Below are 17,098 nucleotides of genomic sequence, written 5' to 3'. Positions count from 1 at the left end.
TCGCCACAATAGACCGGCTCCAGCAGTCAGGGGCCTACCAGGTCTTCAAGCTCCTGGGCGCGGGTCTGGGTCATGTCCAGCACGCAGCCGGAGCCGTTGACCTGATCAATGGTGCCGCCGGTGGCGCTGCCGGCGAAGGCGCAGTTGGCATCGCGGTATTTGATCCACAGGCGCTGCACGTCTTGCAGTTGCTGCTTGTGCGCGCCGTCCTGGGCGGCGAGGGCGGTCTTGTAGGCGCGGTTCAAGCGCTCGTCCTGCACCTTGGCTTGTTTGGCGTTGCAATTGACCATGTCTGCCGTGGTATTGGCGCTGTCCATGCATTTTTTCAACGCGGCATTGTCGGCGGCATACGCTGTGCCGCCCAAGCAGAGAAGCAGGGCGCTGGCGGCGAGTGTGGTGCGAATCATGGGCGGTTTCCTGAGCATGAGTGGATGCGCATTCTATGACTCAAGGGCGGCGCTTGAGTTTCCGGCATTCCTGATCTTCATGTAAGAACATCCCCCGTATTTTCATGGGCTGGCGCTGGACATATCTCCATGCGACAGCGCTTGTCCGTGGGCGAAAATTACTTTCATGAAAATTGAAAATACTCCTCGGTAATGATTTATGAGTTTCACAACCAATTCGACGTGACCCTTTCCGAGGAGTACCGCATGGCCGCATTACCGGGCTTCGGGCTATTGGCATATGCTGCCATTGCCATCATTGCATTGATCGTGCTGATTGCACGTTACCGACTCAACCCCTTTATCGTCATTACGCTGGTGTCCATCGGCCTCGCGCTGATGGCCGGAATGCCGGCGGACACGATCATGGGGTCGTATGAGGCGGGCGTCGGTAAAACCCTGGGGCATATCGCCCTGGTGGTGGCGCTGGGCACCATGCTCGGCAAGATGATGGCCGAGTCGGGTGGCGCCGAGCAGGTGGCGCGTACGCTGATCAACCGCTTCGGCGAACGCAACGCCCACTGGGCGATGGTGTGCATTGCGTTCCTGGTGGGGCTGCCGCTGTTTTTCGAGGTCGGCTTTGTGCTGCTGGTGCCGATTGCCTTTACCGTGGCGCGGCGCGTGGGCGTATCGATCCTGATGGTCGGCCTGCCGATGGTCGCCGGCTTGTCGGTGGTGCACGCGCTGGTGCCACCGCATCCGGCGGCGATGATGGCGGTGCTGGCCTACAACGCCTCGGTCGGGCAGACGGTGCTGTATGCGATTTTGATCGGTATCCCCACGGCGATCATCGCCGGCCCCGTCTACGCCAAGTTCATCGTGCCGCATATTCACCTGCCGGCCGAGAACCCGCTGGAACGCCAGTTTATCGAGCGCGAACCGCGTACTCGCCTGCCCAGTTTTGCACTGACCATGGGCACCATCCTGTTGCCGGTGGTACTGATGATGATCGGCGGCTGGGCCAATGTGATTTCCACCCCGGGCAGTGGTTTCAATCAGTTCCTGCTGTTTATCGGTAACTCGGTGATTGCCCTGCTGGTCGCGACCTTGGTGAGTTTCTGGACCCTGGGCCTGGCCCAGGGCTTCAACCGGGAGTCGATTCTCAAGTTCACCAACGAATGCCTGGCGCCGACCGCCAGTATCACCTTGCTGGTGGGCGCGGGCGGTGGTTTGAATCGCATTCTGGTGGACGCCGGTGTGACCAATGAAATCCTCGGCCTGGCCCACGCGTTCCACTTGTCGCCGCTGGTGATGGGCTGGCTGTTCGCTGCGTTGATGCGCATCGCCACGGGCTCGGCCACCGTTGCCATGACCACTGCATCCGGGGTGGTCGCGCCCGTCGCTTTGGGCCTGGGTTATCCACACCCCGAATTGCTGGTGCTGGCGACCGGCGCGGGCTCGGTGATTTTTTCTCACGTTAACGACGGCGGCTTCTGGCTGATCAAGGAATACTTCAATATGACGGTGATCCAGACCTTCAAGACCTGGACCGTACTGGAGACCCTGATTTCGCTGGTCGCCTTCGGTCTGACCTACGGCCTGTCACTGGTTTTATGAGCCTGACCCTCTAACCGGAGCCTCCATGGACATCCTCTACCAGATCCGCGCCCGCCAGGACTCGTTCAGCGCCGGCGAAGGGCGTATCGCCAAGTTGATGCTTGAGGATGTGGGCTTTGCCGCCTCGGCCAGCCTGGAGGCGTTGTCTCAGCGGGCCGAGGTCAGCACCGCGACCTTGTCGCGTTTTGCCCGCAGCGTCGGCTGCCGTGACTTACGCGATTTGCGCCTGCAACTGGCCCAGGCCAGTGGCGTGGGCAGTCGCTTCCTGGACCCGGCGGGGCTGCCGGAACAGTCGGCCTTTCATCGGCAAATCCTGGGCGATATCGAAGCGACGTTGCGCCAGCATTTGTCCGGTTTCAACCAGCACAGCTTTGCCGATGCGGTCACTTTGCTGGGCAAGGCGCGGATGATTCACGCGTTCGGCATGGGCGGCCCCTCCAGCCTGTGCAGCGATGAACTGCAAGTGCGCCTGGTGCGTCTGGGCTACCCGATTGCCGCCTGCCATGACCCGGTGATGATGCGTGTCACGGCCGCGACCCTGGGCCCGCAACATGCCTTGATTGTCTGTTCCCTCACCGGCCGTACGCCCGAATTACTGGATGTGGTGAAGCTGGCGCGCAACTACGACGCGCGGATTATTGCCCTCACCCTCGCGGACTCACCCCTGGCCGAACTGGCGGATGTGTTGCTGCCGCTGCAACCGGCGGAGACCAGTTTTATCTACAAACCCACCGCCGCCCGCTACGGCATGTTACTGGCCATCGACCTGCTTGCCACCGAGCTGGCGCTGGCCTTGCCGGACGACAATCAGGAACGCCTGCGCCGGATCAAGCTGGCCCTGGATGATTACCGCGGCGGCCCTGACAGCCTGCCGCTTGGAGACTGATATGAAATACGACACGCTGATTCGCCAGGCGCTGGTCATTGATGGCAGCAACACCGAAGGGTTTGTCGCCGATGTGGGCGTGCGCGGTGGGCGTATCCAGGCGATGGGTGACCTGTCCACCGACGAGGCCGCGCATGTCATCGATGCGCATGGCCGGGTATTGGCGCCGGGCTTTATCGATGTGCACACCCACGATGACACGGTGGTGATCCGCCAGCCGCAGATGCTGCCCAAGCTCAGCCAGGGCGTGACCACGGTGATTGTCGGCAACTGTGGCATTAGCGCTTCGCCGGTGAGTTTGCGCAGTGACCCGCCAGACCCAATGAACTTGTTGGGCAGCCGTGAGCAGTTCTGTTATCCGCGGTTCAGCGATTATCGCAACGCAGTGCAAGGCGCCCATCCGGCAGTCAACGTCGCGGCATTGATCGGCCACACGGCGCTGCGCAGCAACCATATGGATGATCTGCATCGCACCGCCACACCGTATGAAATCGCGGCCATGCGCGTGCAGTTGCAAGAGAGCCTGGAGGCCGGTGCCCTGGGGTTATCCACAGGCCTGGCCTACGCCAGCGCATTCAACGCCGAGACCGATGAAGTGTTGCAACTCGTTGAGGAACTGACGGCCTATGGTGCGGTGTACACCACGCATTTGCGCAGCGAGTTCGAGCCGGTGCTGGAGGCAATGGATGAGGCGTTTCTGATCGGCCGACATGCCAGGGTGCCGGTGATTATTTCCCACCTTAAATGCGCTGGTGCTGGTAACTGGGGGCGTAGTCCGCAGTTGTTGGCGGCCCTGGAGGCTGAGGCGAAAAACCACCCGGTGGGTTGCGATTGCTACCCCTACGCCGCCAGCTCCTCGACTCTGGATCTCAAGCAGGTGACCGACGCGTTTCGCATCACCATCACCTGGTCGACGCCGCACCCCGAAATGGGTGGGCGGGATCTGCAGGCTATCGCTGCCGAGTGGGGCGTTTCGCTAATGGACGCTGCCCGTCGCCTGCAACCGGCGGGAGCGGTGTACTACGGGATGGACGAAGACGATGTGCGGCGCATCCTCGCCCATCCGTTGTCGATGGTGGGCTCCGATGGTTTGCCCGAAGATCCGTTTCCCCACCCGCGCTTGTGGGGGGCGTTCCCGCGGGTGCTGGGGCACTTCAGCCGCGATGTCGGCTTGTTCCCGTTGCACACGGCGGTGCACAAGATGACTGGTCTGTCGGCAGCGCGCTTTGGCTTATCCGAGCGTGGCGAAATCCGCGAAGGGTACTGGGCCGACCTGGTGTTGTTCGACCCGTTGCGGGTGCGTGATGTGGCAGATTTCAACACACCGCAACGTGCAGCGGAAGGGATCGACGGTGTGTGGGTTAACGGCGTACTGAGCTACAGCAATGGGCAGGCCAATGGCCAGCGGCCAGGGCGATTCCTGGCGCGCAGTGGGGATTTGCGTGGCGGCTTTTCGTCTTTATAGTGGGCGTTCTCATACACGGAGCGGTCGCCATGCACTTAGGAAAAGTCACCCCCATCCTGCGGATTTTCGACGACACCAAAGCGTTGGAATTCTACGTCGACTTCCTGGGGTTCAAGGTCGATTGGCAGCATCGGTTCGAGGCGAATTTCCCGTTGTACCTGCAAGTGTCGCTGGGTGAGTGCGTGTTGCATTTGTCCGAGCACCATGGCGATGCTTCGCCGGGCGCGGCGGTGCGGATCCAGGCGCAAAGGGTGGATGCGTACCAGCAGCAATTGCTCGGCAAGGATTACCGCTATGCCAAGCCTGGGGTCGAGGAAACGCCTTGGGGATCGCGGGAAATGAGCATCCGGGATCCGTTCGGGAATCGCTTGGTGTTTGTCGAGGACAGCGAGGGCTAAGTGGCAAATGGCAGGCAATAAAAAACCGCCTTGATAGGGCGGTTTTTTTTGCAAACCCAGTTAGTGGCTGGGGTTGCGGCTTCACAGGAGCACTGGCGTGGTCACAATACTACTGCTGCTTTAGGGCGTTATGCAACACCAGACGAACAAGAGTTTTTCACGGCAGCATTGATCTTTTGTGTTGTTTAACTTTGCAAAAAACAGCAACAGATTTTAAGGCTAGCTGGCCGTTGTTCGTTACACCTTGGAGCAGAGTGCTGAGCTAGTATCGCCCTCGTTCTGTGTTCGTCGTGAAGTAGGTTGGCTGGGTTCGCGCGCAAATTTTGGACCGCCCGCCACGGGCTAGTAATCCGTGCCGGATTCACGCGGGAGGACCATAAACCCAGCCGCCTCACAGGAGCACTGGTGTGCATCCAAAGGCCCACATGTTCCGGTAAGTGCGCTGGAGGTAAGGCCCAACTCACGGAGGGCCGAGTATGTCTAAGTTTGCACGACGTACATGGAACCTCGTAGTGAACTGCCTGCGTGCGTATCACGTATGGAAGTTCCTGCGGGACAGCTTCGATGACCGTTAAGGTCTGAGAGGTGGAGCCGCCTCGGTCTAGATCGAGGCGGCTTTTTGGTGTCTACACCCGGAAATGACTGACCATCTGCTGCAACTGGCTACCCAATCGAGCCAGTTCCACACTCGACTTGGCCGTCTCATCACTGGCAGTCGCGGTCTGCTCCGACACGTCCCGCACATTCACGATACTGCGGCTGATCTCTTCCGCTACGGCGCTCTGCTGCTCGGCGGCCGCGGCAATCTGCTGGTTCATCGACTGGATATTCGACACCGTACGGGTGATGTTTTCCAGTGACACGCCGGCCTTGCGTGTCAGTTCGACACTGCTGTCGGTGAGGCTGCGGCTGTTGTTCATCACGCTGGCGACTTGTTGGGTGCCGTTCTGCAAGCCGGCCACCAGGCCTTCGATTTCTTCGGTGGATTTCTGCGTGCGCTGGGCCAGGCCACGCACTTCGTCGGCGACCACGGCAAAGCCACGGCCGGCTTCCCCGGCACGCGCCGCTTCAATGGCAGCGTTGAGGGCCAGCAGGTTGGTCTGTTCGGCCACGGCCTTGATCACGTCCATCACGCTGCCGATCTTGTTGCTCTCTTGTTGCAGGTGCGTCATGGCGTCGGTGGAGCGGGCGACTTCGGCCGCCAGGCGTTCGATCTGGGCGATAGCTTCGGCCACCACCTTGTCGCCTTCGCGGGCCTGGCCGTCGGCGTCGGAGGCGGCTTGGGACGCCTGCTCGGCATTGCGCGCAACTTCCTGCACGGTAGCGGTCATTTCATGCATGGCGGTGGCCACCTGATCGGTCTCGATCTTCTGGCTGTTCACACCGGCGCTGGTTTGCTCGGTCACGGCCGATAGCTCCTCAGCGGCGCTGGCGATCTGGGTCACGCCATCGCGGATGCCGCTGATCAATTCGCGCAGGGTCGTGCCCATGCGCTGGATGCCTTGTTGCAATACGCCCAGCTCATCACGACGGGTCACCTGGATGTTCTGGCTCAAGTCGCCTGAAGCGATGCGCTCCACCACCGCCAGGGTGTCCTGGATCGGGCGGGTGATCTGACGGGTGATGACCCAGGCGGCAATCACGCCGACCAGCAGTGCCAGCAAGGTGCTGATCAATTGCAGGCTGCGGGCCTGGGTGCTTTCAGCGTCGCGACGTTCCAGTTGGATGTCGTATAGCTTGTCGCTGATCGTCACGATATCGGCGCCCTGGGTGGTCATTTCGGCGCGGGCGGTGACGATGTTGGCGTTGGCTGCCTTGTAGCTCTGCACGGCGCTGCGATAGGCACCGAGGGCGGCTTCCAGTGCGGACAATGCGTTTTGCTGGCCGGTACCGAACGCCGCGCTAAGGCCCTTCAAACCGCCGACGGCTTTTTCCAGTTGCGCAGCAGCGCGGGCTTCGGTTTCTGCGTTGGGGCTATTGGTATAGCCGCGCACTTCGTAGCGAGCTTGCTGGAACTCATTCTTGGCTTGGGTCACGGCCAGAAATTGCGTGAAGCGCTCCGGGCTATCGGGCGCCTGCTGCACACTGGTTTCCAGTGCATTGATTTGTGCGTTGGCGACATCGGCTTTGGCGCTCATGACGTCGCGCGCAGCGTTGCCATTGCGGTAGGCCTCGCGCATTTTGTTCAGGGACTGGCGGTAAGCAGTGATGACGGCTTTCTGGTCATTGAGCAGTTTGAGGTTTTCCGGGCTCTTGAAGCTGTCCAGCAATTTCTGTTGTTGAGCTGCGAAGGCATCCAGGCTGGTCTGCACATTCTGCGCCACGGCTTCGTCGCCATTGGCCAGCATGTATTGCAGGCGTACGATCCGCAGCTTGGTCAGCGAGGCGTTGAGCTGGGTGATGTCGCTCATCCAGTTGCTGCGGTCGATCAGGCCGCCCAGGCTGGTCCAGCCGGTGAGCGCCAGGATCGAGGTGAGGACCAGCACCAGGCCAAAGCCCAGGCCGAGTTTGAGGTTGACGCTGATGTTACCGAACCAGCTGTTCATCGAAAGCTCCTTGAAGAGTGATGTCTGTCTGCTGGACGGTGTGTTGTTGTTTGAGCCAGCCAAGATGTGTAGGGCTGTATCGGCGGCATGGGATAATTCTGAAATACTTTTATTGATGGGCGACGAAGGGTCGCTGGTGCGCTAAGGCGATGCCGGGGTGGGGCTGATCATGGGCCGCTCTTGTGTGCTAGTCTGCGGGCCCTTTTAGTTCTGGGCAGCACGGGAAACCATGTTGTCCTACAGCGGAGCCTCTTCATGTCCGAAGTTAATCTGTCCACCGACGAAACCCGCGTCAGCTACGGTATCGGCCGTCAGTTGGGCGACCAACTGCGCGACAACCCGCCACCGGGCGTGAGCCTGGACGCAATCCTGGCCGGCCTGGCCGACGCATTTGCAGGCCAGCCTAGCCGTGTTGACCAGGAGCAAATGGCTGCCAGCTTCAAAGTGATCCGCGAGATCATGCAAGCCGAAGCCGCTGCCAAGGCTGAAGCTGCTGCGGGTGCCGGCCTGGCATTCCTGGCTGAAAACGCCAAGCGTGATGGCATCACCACCCTGGCTTCCGGCCTGCAATTTGAAGTGCTGACTGCTGGCACCGGCGCCAAGCCGACCCGTGAAGATCAAGTGCGTACCCACTACCACGGCACCTTGATCGACGGCACTGTGTTCGACAGCTCCTACGAGCGCGGCCAGCCTGCAGAATTCCCGGTTGGCGGCGTGATCGCTGGCTGGACCGAGGCCCTGCAACTGATGAATGCCGGCAGCAAATGGCGTCTGTACGTGCCGAGCGAACTGGCTTACGGCGCTCAAGGCGTTGGCAGCATCCCGCCGCACAGCGTTCTGGTATTCGACGTCGAGCTGCTCGACGTTCTGTAAGACCTGCTGGTTACCTGTTGGGACGAACGCGTTCGCCCCAACAGGCATTTGCCAGTTTCTTCATGGATGGAACTTGCCATTCAAGTCGGTCGCCGGGCGCAATGCTCGGGCATAGCAGAACAGAAACAAATTCCTCACCACTTCCTTCAGTACTCCAGGCTCACTGGAACTCAGGCCATTGACGTCCAGGTCACCCTGGTCCTGTAGTTCGTTCAGCGCTTCTTCCTCAAGCACCGCACAGACTTCGCCGGTTTCCCGATGCAGGATTCGCAGGTAAGGGTGGGGGCGATCCAGCCAGGCATCTATCAAATAAGTCATGGTCGTTCTCCTTGATGAGTTTCAATGAGAATAATTCTTATTCGTAGAATAGCAAGTATCTATTGGCGGTTTCCGGGTTTTTTTGTGTGGATATTGTTTTCGATCAATCAGGAGGGCGAAACGCCATCCCGCGGCGGGCGCGGGATGGATGCAGCAGCTTCAGACCTTGCGCACGAACTCGGACTTGAGTTTCATCGGGCCGATACCGTCGATCTTGCAGTCGATATCGTGGTCTCCGTCGCACAGGCGGATGTTCTTGACCTTGGTGCCGACCTTGACCACCAGTGAGGTGCCCTTGACCTTGAGGTCCTTGATCACGGTGATGGTGTCGCCGTCCTGCAGGACGTTGCCCACAGAGTCTTTCTTCACGGTCTCATCGCCGGCCACTTCGGCCTCGCCATTGGCGGACCACTCATGGGCGCATTCCGGGCAGACCAGTTGGGTGCCGTCTTCGTAGGTGTATTCGGAATTGCATTTCGGGCAGGGTGGCAACGTGCTCACTAAAGCTCCTTGAGGTTCAGGGATGACTAAAAGTCGCACATTATATAGGGTTTTGCGGCGAGAGCGGGGAGGTCAGTGGTGAATGCGATCTAAATGGGGGAGCTGGCTTGCCTGCGATAGCGATTGTGAATTCACTACCGTCATCGCAGGCAAGCCAGCTCCCACATTAATCAACGCGGAATCAGTGAGTACGGGCCACCGCGAACTCACTCAGTTCCACCAATGCATCCCGGTATTCACTGGCCGGCAAGGCTTCCAGGCACTGGATCGCCCGCGCCACGTAGTCACGCGCCAGTTGCGCGGTGTACTCCAGGGAACCGGAGGCTTCGACGGCGGCACGGATGGCCTCCAGGTCTTCGATCCCGCCTTTCTGGATGGCCTTGCGCACCAGGGCGGCCTGTTCCGGCGTGCCTTCGCGCATGGTGTAGATCAGCGGCAAGGTTGGCTTGCCCTCGGCCAGGTCATCACCGACGTTCTTGCCCAGGGTTTCGGCATCGCCCTTGTAGTCGAGCAGGTCATCCACCAGTTGGAACGCCACGCCCAGGTGATCGCCAAAGGTACGCAGGGCTTCGGCCTGTTCCGCGGTGGCGCCACACAGCGCGGCGGCGCTGTGGGTGGAGGCTTCGAAGAGCATCGCGGTTTTGCCGCGAATCACTTCCATATACGTTTCTTCGGTGGTGCTGGCGTCGCGGACCTTGGACAGCTGCAACACTTCGCCTTCGGCGATGATGCGCGTGGCCTGTGAAAGAATTTTCATCACCGGCATCGAGCCCAGTTCGACCATCATTTCAAACGAGCGCGAGTACAGGAAGTCGCCCACCAACACGCTGGGTGCGTTGCCCCACATTGCATTGGCGGTCTCGCGGCCACGCCGCATACCGGACATGTCGACCACGTCGTCATGTAGCAGGGTGGCGGTGTGCAGGAACTCGATGGTCGCGGCCAGCAAGCGCAGGTCATCGCCTTCGCGGCCCAGCGCCTTGCCACACAGCAGCACTAATAAAGGACGCAGGCGTTTACCGCCCGCCGACGTAATATAGTCGCCAATTTTGGAGACCAGCGGCACTTTAGACGTCAGCTGCTGCTTGATGATGCCGTCGACGGCGCTAAAATCGTCCGCGACCGCGCGGTAGAAAGCTTGGGGTTGCATCAGCGACAGTCGCTCCAGAAGGGTTGCGCGGCATGCTAGGACCCTGACCCCGCAGTGTCAAGGCACGCCCAGTCACCATGAAAGCTACTGCGCTCGGTAATCCTGCGTCAAAAACAGGCTCGGAATGCTCATTTACAACCAGTAAACTCCGCTTCCTCGCCTGTTTTTTCCTTGTCTTCCCTTCGCTCGTTACGCTTTCAAGGCGACTGGCGGCCCCTTGCAACACCCATTTACCTTGCGTACAATCGCGCACCCTGAACTTCCTGGGCAGCACCTGCCTTACGCAATTGCATTCGGGACGTCCATCCCATGCAGCCATGCCAGCCAATACCTCTTCTTATAAAGCGCTGGGTGAGCAGGATTATCGGAGAAATACCATGTCGTACGCAGTAATTGTTACTGGTGGCAAGCAATACAAAGTCGCCCCAGGTGAATACCTGAAGATCGAAAAACTGGAAATCGCTACTGGCGAATCCGTTACTTTTGATCGCGTTCTGTTGGTCGCCAATGGCGATGACGTGAACATCGGCGCTCCAGTTGTTGCTGGCGCTACCGTTGTGGCTGAAGTGATCTCCCAAGGTCGTCACGATAAAGTCCGCATCATCAAGTTCCGTCGTCGTAAGCACCACATGAAGCGTATGGGCCACCGCCAGTGGTACACCGAGATCAAAATCACCGGTATTCAGGCTTAATTTCAGCCTAATTCCTCACTAGGAGAATTGACTCATGGCACACAAAAAAGCTGGTGGTAGTACCCGTAACGGTCGCGACTCAGAAGCCAAACGCCTTGGCGTGAAGATGTATGGCGGCCAGAAAATCATTCCGGGCAACATCATCGTGCGTCAGCGCGGCACCCAATTCCACGCCGGTTACGGTGTTGGCATGGGTAAAGATCACACCCTCTTCGCTAAAATCGAAGGCGTGATCAAGTTCGAAGTAAAGGGCGCGTTCAACCGCCGTTACGTGAGCGTTGTCGCAGCTTAATTGCGAGATCGCTGGAAAAGCCCTGTCTTGCGACGGGGCTTTTTCGTTTGTGGAGTGAGTCTCTTGCAAAGCTGTTTGTGATGAGCTCAGGCGCAAGTTTTCGGTCGCTGATTGAGGTCGCTGCGCTCATTTTTGCAAGAGTCTTATGTCTTGGTTTCTTAAGCTCGTCCATGCGGCGAGAGGCGTTTTGTTATGAAGTTCGTTGATGAAGTTTCCATCCGAGTAAAAGCAGGCGACGGCGGTAACGGTTGCATGAGTTTCCGTCGCGAAAAATTCATCGAAAACGGTGGTCCGAACGGCGGTGACGGCGGTGACGGCGGCTCCATCTACATGATGGCCGACGAAAACCTCAACACCCTGGTCGACTACCGTTACACCCGGCACTTCGATGCCGAGCGTGGCTCCAACGGCGGCAGCACCGACTGCACCGGCAAAAAAGGTGAGGACCTGGTACTGCGCGTACCGGTCGGCACCACGATCATCGATTCCGCGACACAGGAAGTGATTGGCGACCTGACCAAGGCCGGCCAGAAACTGATGGTTGTGCAGGGCGGCTGGCACGGCCTGGGTAACACCCGATTCAAGTCCAGTACCAACCGTGCGCCGCGCCAGACCACGCCGGGCAAGCCGGGCGAACAGCGTGACCTGAAGCTGGAAATGAAAGTACTCGCCGACGTGGGCCTGTTGGGCCTGCCGAACGCCGGCAAAAGTACCTTCATCCGCTCGGTATCGGCCGCCAAGCCGAAGGTCGCCGACTACCCGTTCACCACCCTGGTGCCAAACCTGGGTGTGGTCAGCGTCGACCGCTGGAAGAGCTTCGTGGTTGCCGACATTCCTGGCCTGATCGAAGGCGCTTCCGACGGTGCTGGTCTGGGCATTCGCTTCCTCAAGCACTTGTCCCGCACCCGTTTGCTGCTGCACCTCGTCGACATGGCGCCGCTGGATGACACCAGCGCTGCGGATGCCGCCGAAGTGATCGTCAGCGAGCTGACCAAGTTCAGCCCGGCCCTGGCCGAGCGTGATCGCTGGCTGGTACTGAACAAGTGCGACCAGATCCTTGAGGAAGAGCACGAAGAGCGCGTCAAGGAAATCGTCGATCGCCTGGAATGGGAAGGCCCGGTCTATGTGATCTCGGCCATTGCCAAAGAAGGCACCGAACGCCTGACCCGCGACATCATGCGTTACCTGGAAGACCGTGCTGACCGCCTGGCGGCCGACCCGGTATTCAAGGCCGAGCTTGCCGAGCTTGACCAGCAGATCGAAGACGAAGCCCGTGCCCAGTTGCAGGCCCTGGACGACCAGCGTGCCCTGCGCCGCAGCGGCGTGAAGTCGGTCCATGACATCGGCGACGATGATTGGGACGAAGAAGACGTGGATGATGAAGACGGTCCGGAAATCATTTACGTGCGCGATTGATTCGTTGCGATAAACTTGAACGCCGCTCCCTGGAGCGGCGTTTTGGTATCCGGGTATAACGTTATGGGCGGCGCTGGGTCGCGCAGCCCTCACTCTAAGGTTGAAGATGATGCGGAGCAAAGTGACAGGTGCGCAGCGCTGGGTCGTGAAGATCGGCAGTGCGTTGCTGACGGCCGATGGCAAGGGGCTGGATCGTGCAGCCATGAGCGTCTGGGTCGAGCAGATGGTGGCCTTGCATGAGGCCGGTGTCGAGTTGGTGCTGGTGTCGTCCGGGGCTGTCGCCGCCGGGATGAGCCGCCTCGGCTGGACCGCGCGACCCAGCGCGATGCACGAACTGCAAGCCGCCGCGGCCATCGGCCAGATGGGCCTGGTGCAAGCCTGGGAGTCCAGCTTTGCCGAGCACGGCCGCCACACGGCGCAGATCCTGCTGACCCACGACGACCTGTCCGACCGCAAGCGCTACCTCAACGCCCGCAGCACCTTGCGCGCCTTGGTGGAGCTCAAGGTCATCCCGGTCATCAATGAAAACGACACCGTGGTAACAGACGAAATCCGTTTCGGCGACAACGACACCCTGGCTGCGCTGGTGGCCAACCTGGTGGAAGCCGACCTGTTGGTGATCCTCACCGACCGCGACGGCATGTTCGACGCCGACCCGCGCAACAACCCCGATGCCCAGTTGATCTATGAAGCCCGCGCCGATGACCCGGCACTGGATGCGGTCGCTGGCAGTGTCGGCGGTGCCCTGGGCCGTGGCGGTATGCAGACCAAACTGCGCGCCGCTCGCCTGGCTGCGCGTTCCGGTGCCCATACCATCATCGTTGGTGGGCGCCTGGAGCGCGTGCTGGATCGCCTCAAGGCCGGTGAGCGCATCGGTACGCTGCTATCACCGGAACGCGGCATGCTGGCAGCGCGCAAGCAGTGGTTGGCCGGGCATCTGCAAACCCGTGGCACCCTGGTGCTGGACGAGGGCGCGGTGTCGGCGTTGTCCCAAGGCAACAAGAGCTTGCTGCCGGTGGGCGTCAAGCTGGTGCAGGGCAGCTTCCGCCGTGGTGAGATGGTGGTGTGCGTCGCGCCGGACGGTCGTGAGATTGCCCGTGGCCTGGCCAACTACAGCGCCCTTGAAGCACAGAAGATTATTGGACAATCGTCTGACGCTATTGTCGGACTCTTGGGCTATATGGCGGAGCCGGAACTGGTGCACCGCGATAACCTCATCCTGGTTTAAACGAAAGGAATACCCGATGCGTGTAATTAAGGGATTACTCGGCCTGTTATTGCTCATGCCACTGCTGGCCTCGGCCGAAGAAATCGCCCAGGTCTCGACGGTGTTCAAGTTTGTCGGCCCTAACGACCGGATTGTGGTCGAAGCGTTTGACGACCCCAAGGTCGACGGCGTGACCTGCTACCTGTCGCGTGCCAAGACCGGCGGCGTCAAAGGCGGCCTGGGCCTGGCCGAAGACCGCGCTGAGGCCTCGATTGCCTGCCGCCAGGTTGGCCCGATCCATTTCAAGGGCGAACTCAAGGACGGGGATGAAGTCTTCAAGGAACGCACCTCCCTGGTGTTCAAGACCATGCAGGTGGTGCGTTTCCTCGACAAGAAGCGCAATACCCTGGTGTATCTGGTCTACAGCGACCGCTTGATCGAAGGCAGCCCGCAGAACGCGGTGACGGCGATTCCGATTCTGCCTTGGCCGACCGCTCAGTAACCTGCAGGCGAGTTTTGTCACCGGCGTCTATGATTGCAGACTCGCCGGTTGTAAGCTCCGAGAGCTGCAATGCAAAGAATATGGGATATCTGGAGTTCGTCATGAGTGCTTTCCACGATCTGAAACTCAAAGCCCTGGACGGACAAGAGCTACCGCTGGCGCCCTTCAAGGGCCAGGTTGTGCTGGTGGTCAATGTGGCGTCCAAATGTGGTTTGACCCCGCAATACGCGGCGTTGGAAAACCTCTATCAGCAATACAAAGACCAGGGGTTTTCGGTGCTTGGGTTGCCGTGCAATCAGTTTGCGGGCCAGGAGCCGGGCTCCGAGGAAGAGATCCGCGAGTTCTGCAGCCTGAACTACGGCGTGACCTTTCCTCTGGGCAGCAAGCTCGAAGTGAACGGTCCTGAGCGCCATCAGTTGTATCGCCTGCTGGCGGGCGAGGGCGCCGAGTTTCCTGGGGATATCACCTGGAACTTCGAGAAATTCCTGTTGGGTAAAGATGGCCGGGTGCTCGCGCGTTTCTCGCCGCGCACGTCTCCGGATGACCCGACTATCATCCTGGCCATCGAAAAAGCCCTGAGCTGAACACCTTTCGGTGTAGCTTCAAGTCCCAAGCCTTAAGCTGCAAGTAGACGCGCCACCGCTTCTCTTGCAGCTTTAAGCTTGCAGCTACCCACTGCTTTCATACCCCTTAATCACCCAGATCAATAGTGCTACTAAGCGCTGCACACTCAGCATATTATCCGCGTCATAAATCCCGTCCTGGTGGAGTGCGCCATGCCTGTCCAAGCCTTGTTCAAACCCTTCCAGCTCGGTGGGCTGCAACTGTCGACCCGCGTGGTCATGGCGCCCATGACCCGTTCGTTCTCTCCGGGTGGTGTACCCAACTCCAAGGTCATCGAGTACTACCGTCGTCGTGCGGCTGCCGGTGTGGGCCTGATCATCACTGAAGGCACCGTGGTCGATCACCGGGCGTCCAACGGCTACCCCAACGTCCCGCATTTCTACGGTGAGGCCGCGCTGGCCGGCTGGAAGAAAGTGGTCGACGCGGTACACGCCGAAGGCGGCAAGATTGTCCCGCAGTTGTGGCATGTGGGTAGCGTGCGCCGTATCGGCACCGAGCCTGATGCCAGCGTGCCTGCTTATGGCCCGATGGAAAAGCTCAAGGACGGCAACGTGGTTGTGCACGGTATGACGCAACAGGACATCAGGGACGTGATCAACGCCTTCGCCCAAGCTGCCAAGGACGCCCAGGCGATCGGCATGGACGGTGTAGAAATCCATGGCGCCCACGGTTACCTGGTGGATCAATTCTTCTGGGAGGGCAGCAACCAGCGCACCGACGAATACGGTGGCAGCCTGGCCAACCGTTCGCGCTTTGCCATTGAGTTGATCGAGGCCACTCGTGCTGCTGTAGGGCCGAACTTTCCGATCATCCTGCGTTTCTCGCAGTGGAAGCAGCAGGATTACACCGCACGCCTGGTGCAAACCCCTGAGGCGCTGGGTGAGTTCCTCAAGCCATTGGCTGAGGCCGGCGTAGATATTTTCCACTGCTCCACTCGCCGTTTCTGGGAGCCGGAGTTTGAAGGCTCCGACCTCAACCTGGCTGGCTGGACGCGTCAGCTCACGGGTAAGCCAACCATCACCGTGGGCAGTGTTGGCCTGGATGGCGAGTTCCTGCAATTTATGGTCAACACCGACAAGGTCGCGCAACCTGCCAGCCTCGAAAAGCTGCTGGAGCGCCTCAATAACGATGAGTTCGACCTGGTGGCCGTAGGGCGTGCGCTGCTGGTAGACCCGGATTGGGCCGTGAAGGTGCGTGAAGGGCGCGAAAGTGACATCTTGCCCTTCAGTCGCGACGCGTTGACCACTCTGGTGTAAAAGGCTGGACTCCCTGTGAGCGTCACAGGGAGTTTCTTCTCTTTAGCGATTAATACTCTGGTCGCTTATTCAACTCTTTACCGTGATCAGTCTTGAGCGCGTCTTTATGGCCAGGCTGGCCGTAGATTGGCGGTTCAGCACGGGCTTGATCCAGCCATTGTTGCTGCTGGGTCCATTGCGCGGTTGGCATGTTGACGCCATTGCGTACACCCATTCCATAAATTGACATGTTCCGTATCTCCTGTGGTTGGCTGATCAATAGGGGCGTACTGGCTGCGTCAGGGTTTGGTCGTATGGATGTGTGGGTTGCTGTGGACGATGCGAACCGTAGTCGGGGCGTGTGGGTTGATGTGGACGATGCGAGCCGTAATCGGGTTGTGAGGGTTGCGGACGATGCCAGCCGTAATCGGGTTGTGAGGGTTGCTGCGGACGATGCCAGCCGTAATCGGGTTGTGAGGGTTGCTGCGGACGATGCCAGTCATAATCGGGTTGTGAGGGTTGCTGCGGACGATGCCAGCCATAATCGGGTTGTGTGGGTTGCTGCGGACGATGCCAGCCATAATCGGGTTGTGTGGGTTGCTGCGGACGATGCGAGCCATAGTCGGGACGTGTAGGTTGCTGCGGGCGATGCCAGCCGTAGTCGGGGCGTGGGGGTTGCTGTGGGCGATGCCAGCCATTGTCGGGCCCCGTAGGCCTCTGGCCGAAGGTATCGGTAGTCGGGTACCGTGGAACCATGGATTCGTTTATCAGTGTCGACATAGTTATCTCTCAAGTTTCCATCATGAATGCCTGCCTCTCGGGTGCGATCTGTAAAAGACACCCCTGATAAGACAGGTGTCATGTGGGTGGTGATAAATCCTGTGGCGTTCCAGAAATATCCTGTTGGGGGGCGCTTATTCAGGCGCTCTGGCGCGAAAAAGCCTACCGCCTGGGCCATTACTCGGGGGCTCGTCTGTCAGGCAGGTGAAG

The 17,098-nt window shown here is 59.7% G+C and carries 18 protein-coding genes and 2 pseudogenes; 12 read left to right on the top strand and 8 right to left on the bottom strand.

Annotated elements, in window-relative coordinates:
• Positions 1-26 precede the first annotated feature (26 nt).
• Positions 27-407, bottom strand: a complete 381-nt coding sequence (locus PSEBG33_RS04760; RefSeq protein ID WP_032803711.1) for a lysozyme inhibitor LprI family protein — start codon at positions 405-407, stop codon at positions 27-29.
• Positions 408-653: 246 nt separating this feature from the next.
• Between PSEBG33_RS04760 and PSEBG33_RS04765 the strand changes: the two genes are divergently transcribed.
• Genes PSEBG33_RS04765 through PSEBG33_RS04780 form a run of 4 tightly spaced genes read left to right on the top strand, consistent with a single transcriptional unit; the run spans position 654 to position 4,752 of the window.
• Complete coding sequence (locus PSEBG33_RS04765) at positions 654-2,003, top strand: gluconate:H+ symporter (protein WP_228308955.1); 1,350 nt, start codon at positions 654-656, stop codon at positions 2,001-2,003.
• A 25-nt stretch (positions 2,004-2,028) separates the two neighbouring features.
• Positions 2,029-2,889: a MurR/RpiR family transcriptional regulator gene (locus tag PSEBG33_RS04770; protein WP_005791330.1), complete on the top strand. Its 861-nt coding sequence runs from the start codon at positions 2,029-2,031 to the stop codon at positions 2,887-2,889.
• 1 nt (position 2,890) lies between these two features.
• Positions 2,891-4,354 carry an N-acyl-D-amino-acid deacylase family protein gene (locus PSEBG33_RS04775; RefSeq protein ID WP_005791328.1) on the top strand — a complete coding sequence of 488 codons (1,464 nt, stop codon included), beginning with the start codon at positions 2,891-2,893 and terminating at the stop codon, positions 4,352-4,354.
• Positions 4,355-4,383: 29 nt separating this feature from the next.
• Positions 4,384-4,752: a glyoxalase superfamily protein gene (locus PSEBG33_RS04780; protein ID WP_005791326.1), complete on the top strand. Its 369-nt coding sequence runs from the start codon at positions 4,384-4,386 to the stop codon at positions 4,750-4,752.
• 626 nt (positions 4,753-5,378) lie between these two features.
• On the opposite strand, the pseudogene PSEBG33_RS30200 reads toward PSEBG33_RS04780, so the two are convergent.
• Together PSEBG33_RS30200 and PSEBG33_RS30195 are read right to left on the bottom strand one after the other, a co-directional pair.
• Positions 5,379-5,975 (bottom strand): annotated as a pseudogene (locus tag PSEBG33_RS30200) (methyl-accepting chemotaxis protein); the annotation flags it as partial.
• 306 nt (positions 5,976-6,281) lie between these two features.
• A pseudogene (locus PSEBG33_RS30195) lies at positions 6,282-7,298 on the bottom strand (methyl-accepting chemotaxis protein); the annotation flags it as partial.
• 255 nt (positions 7,299-7,553) lie between these two features.
• On the opposite strand from PSEBG33_RS30195, the gene PSEBG33_RS04790 reads away from it, so the two are divergent.
• Entirely contained in the window at positions 7,554-8,171 is a 618-nt protein-coding gene (locus tag PSEBG33_RS04790) for an FKBP-type peptidyl-prolyl cis-trans isomerase (protein ID WP_005791323.1), read from the top strand.
• Positions 8,172-8,231: 60 nt separating this feature from the next.
• Here the strand turns inward: PSEBG33_RS04790 and PSEBG33_RS04795 are convergent, their stop codons facing one another.
• From PSEBG33_RS04795 to PSEBG33_RS04805, 3 genes are all read right to left on the bottom strand, one after another.
• Complete coding sequence (locus tag PSEBG33_RS04795) at positions 8,232-8,489, bottom strand: hypothetical protein (protein ID WP_005791321.1); 258 nt, start codon at positions 8,487-8,489, stop codon at positions 8,232-8,234.
• A 159-nt stretch (positions 8,490-8,648) separates the two neighbouring features.
• The gene (locus PSEBG33_RS04800) at positions 8,649-8,990 is read right to left on the bottom strand and encodes a zinc ribbon domain-containing protein YjdM (protein ID WP_005791320.1); all 342 of its coding nucleotides are present in this window, start codon (positions 8,988-8,990) and stop codon (positions 8,649-8,651) included.
• A gap of 181 nt (positions 8,991-9,171) precedes the next feature.
• Entirely contained in the window at positions 9,172-10,140 is a 969-nt protein-coding gene (locus tag PSEBG33_RS04805; RefSeq protein ID WP_005791318.1) for a polyprenyl synthetase family protein, read from the bottom strand.
• A 377-nt stretch (positions 10,141-10,517) separates the two neighbouring features.
• Between PSEBG33_RS04805 and rplU the strand changes: the two genes are divergently transcribed.
• From rplU to PSEBG33_RS04840, 7 genes are all read left to right on the top strand, one after another.
• A complete protein-coding gene (gene rplU / locus PSEBG33_RS04810; protein ID WP_003176051.1) occupies positions 10,518-10,832 on the top strand; it encodes a 50S ribosomal protein L21 in 315 nt (104 codons plus the stop codon).
• A 34-nt stretch (positions 10,833-10,866) separates the two neighbouring features.
• Complete coding sequence (gene rpmA, locus PSEBG33_RS04815; RefSeq protein WP_003176049.1) at positions 10,867-11,124, top strand: 50S ribosomal protein L27; 258 nt, start codon at positions 10,867-10,869, stop codon at positions 11,122-11,124.
• 192 nt (positions 11,125-11,316) lie between these two features.
• The gene (gene cgtA / locus PSEBG33_RS04820; protein ID WP_005791308.1) at positions 11,317-12,540 is read left to right on the top strand and encodes an Obg family GTPase CgtA; all 1,224 of its coding nucleotides are present in this window, start codon (positions 11,317-11,319) and stop codon (positions 12,538-12,540) included.
• Between the two features lie 109 nt (positions 12,541-12,649).
• Positions 12,650-13,768 carry a glutamate 5-kinase gene (proB, locus tag PSEBG33_RS04825; RefSeq protein ID WP_005791305.1) on the top strand — a complete coding sequence of 373 codons (1,119 nt, stop codon included), beginning with the start codon at positions 12,650-12,652 and terminating at the stop codon, positions 13,766-13,768.
• Positions 13,769-13,784: 16 nt separating this feature from the next.
• Entirely contained in the window at positions 13,785-14,249 is a 465-nt protein-coding gene (locus PSEBG33_RS04830; RefSeq protein ID WP_005791303.1) for a CreA family protein, read from the top strand.
• A 101-nt stretch (positions 14,250-14,350) separates the two neighbouring features.
• Complete coding sequence (locus tag PSEBG33_RS04835; RefSeq protein WP_005791301.1) at positions 14,351-14,833, top strand: glutathione peroxidase; 483 nt, start codon at positions 14,351-14,353, stop codon at positions 14,831-14,833.
• Positions 14,834-15,025: 192 nt separating this feature from the next.
• Positions 15,026-16,129 carry an NADH:flavin oxidoreductase gene (locus PSEBG33_RS04840; protein WP_005791299.1) on the top strand — a complete coding sequence of 368 codons (1,104 nt, stop codon included), beginning with the start codon at positions 15,026-15,028 and terminating at the stop codon, positions 16,127-16,129.
• Positions 16,130-16,178: 49 nt separating this feature from the next.
• Here the strand turns inward: PSEBG33_RS04840 and PSEBG33_RS04845 are convergent, their stop codons facing one another.
• Together PSEBG33_RS04845 and PSEBG33_RS27765 are read right to left on the bottom strand one after the other, a co-directional pair.
• Positions 16,179-16,358 carry a hypothetical protein gene (locus tag PSEBG33_RS04845; RefSeq protein ID WP_005791298.1) on the bottom strand — a complete coding sequence of 60 codons (180 nt, stop codon included), beginning with the start codon at positions 16,356-16,358 and terminating at the stop codon, positions 16,179-16,181.
• Between the two features lie 49 nt (positions 16,359-16,407).
• A complete protein-coding gene (locus tag PSEBG33_RS27765) occupies positions 16,408-16,728 on the bottom strand; it encodes a hypothetical protein (RefSeq protein WP_157264181.1) in 321 nt (106 codons plus the stop codon).
• Positions 16,729-17,098 lie beyond the last annotated feature (370 nt).

The organism is Pseudomonas synxantha BG33R, from assembly GCF_000263715.2.
Classification (GTDB): domain Bacteria; phylum Pseudomonadota; class Gammaproteobacteria; order Pseudomonadales; family Pseudomonadaceae; genus Aquipseudomonas; species Aquipseudomonas synxantha_A.
The sequence above is the reverse complement of the archived record's forward strand: the minus strand, read 5'-3'. Positions and strand labels throughout refer to the sequence as shown.

Excerpts from the sequence above, each read along its gene's own strand:
- PSEBG33_RS04760 (WP_032803711.1), bottom strand. The coding sequence starts at position 407 with ATGATTCGCACCACACTCGCCGCCAGCGCCCTGCTTCTCTGCTTGGGC.
- PSEBG33_RS04765 (WP_228308955.1), top strand. The coding sequence starts at position 654 with ATGGCCGCATTACCGGGCTTCGGGCTATTGGCATATGCTGCCATTGCC.
- PSEBG33_RS04770 (WP_005791330.1), top strand. The coding sequence starts at position 2,029 with ATGGACATCCTCTACCAGATCCGCGCCCGCCAGGACTCGTTCAGCGCC.
- PSEBG33_RS04775 (WP_005791328.1), top strand. The coding sequence starts at position 2,891 with ATGAAATACGACACGCTGATTCGCCAGGCGCTGGTCATTGATGGCAGC.
- PSEBG33_RS04780 (WP_005791326.1), top strand. The coding sequence starts at position 4,384 with ATGCACTTAGGAAAAGTCACCCCCATCCTGCGGATTTTCGACGACACC.
- PSEBG33_RS04790 (WP_005791323.1), top strand. The coding sequence starts at position 7,554 with ATGTCCGAAGTTAATCTGTCCACCGACGAAACCCGCGTCAGCTACGGT.
- PSEBG33_RS04795 (WP_005791321.1), bottom strand. The coding sequence starts at position 8,489 with ATGACTTATTTGATAGATGCCTGGCTGGATCGCCCCCACCCTTACCTG.
- PSEBG33_RS04805 (WP_005791318.1), bottom strand. The coding sequence starts at position 10,140 with ATGCAACCCCAAGCTTTCTACCGCGCGGTCGCGGACGATTTTAGCGCC.
- rplU (WP_003176051.1), top strand. The coding sequence starts at position 10,518 with ATGTCGTACGCAGTAATTGTTACTGGTGGCAAGCAATACAAAGTCGCC.
- rpmA (WP_003176049.1), top strand. The coding sequence starts at position 10,867 with ATGGCACACAAAAAAGCTGGTGGTAGTACCCGTAACGGTCGCGACTCA.
- cgtA (WP_005791308.1), top strand. The coding sequence starts at position 11,317 with ATGAAGTTCGTTGATGAAGTTTCCATCCGAGTAAAAGCAGGCGACGGC.
- proB (WP_005791305.1), top strand. The coding sequence starts at position 12,650 with ATGCGGAGCAAAGTGACAGGTGCGCAGCGCTGGGTCGTGAAGATCGGC.
- PSEBG33_RS04830 (WP_005791303.1), top strand. The coding sequence starts at position 13,785 with ATGCGTGTAATTAAGGGATTACTCGGCCTGTTATTGCTCATGCCACTG.
- PSEBG33_RS04835 (WP_005791301.1), top strand. The coding sequence starts at position 14,351 with ATGAGTGCTTTCCACGATCTGAAACTCAAAGCCCTGGACGGACAAGAG.
- PSEBG33_RS04840 (WP_005791299.1), top strand. The coding sequence starts at position 15,026 with ATGCCTGTCCAAGCCTTGTTCAAACCCTTCCAGCTCGGTGGGCTGCAA.
- PSEBG33_RS04845 (WP_005791298.1), bottom strand. The coding sequence starts at position 16,358 with ATGTCAATTTATGGAATGGGTGTACGCAATGGCGTCAACATGCCAACC.
- PSEBG33_RS27765 (WP_157264181.1), bottom strand. The coding sequence starts at position 16,728 with ATGGCTCGCATCGTCCGCAGCAACCCACACAACCCGATTATGGCTGGC.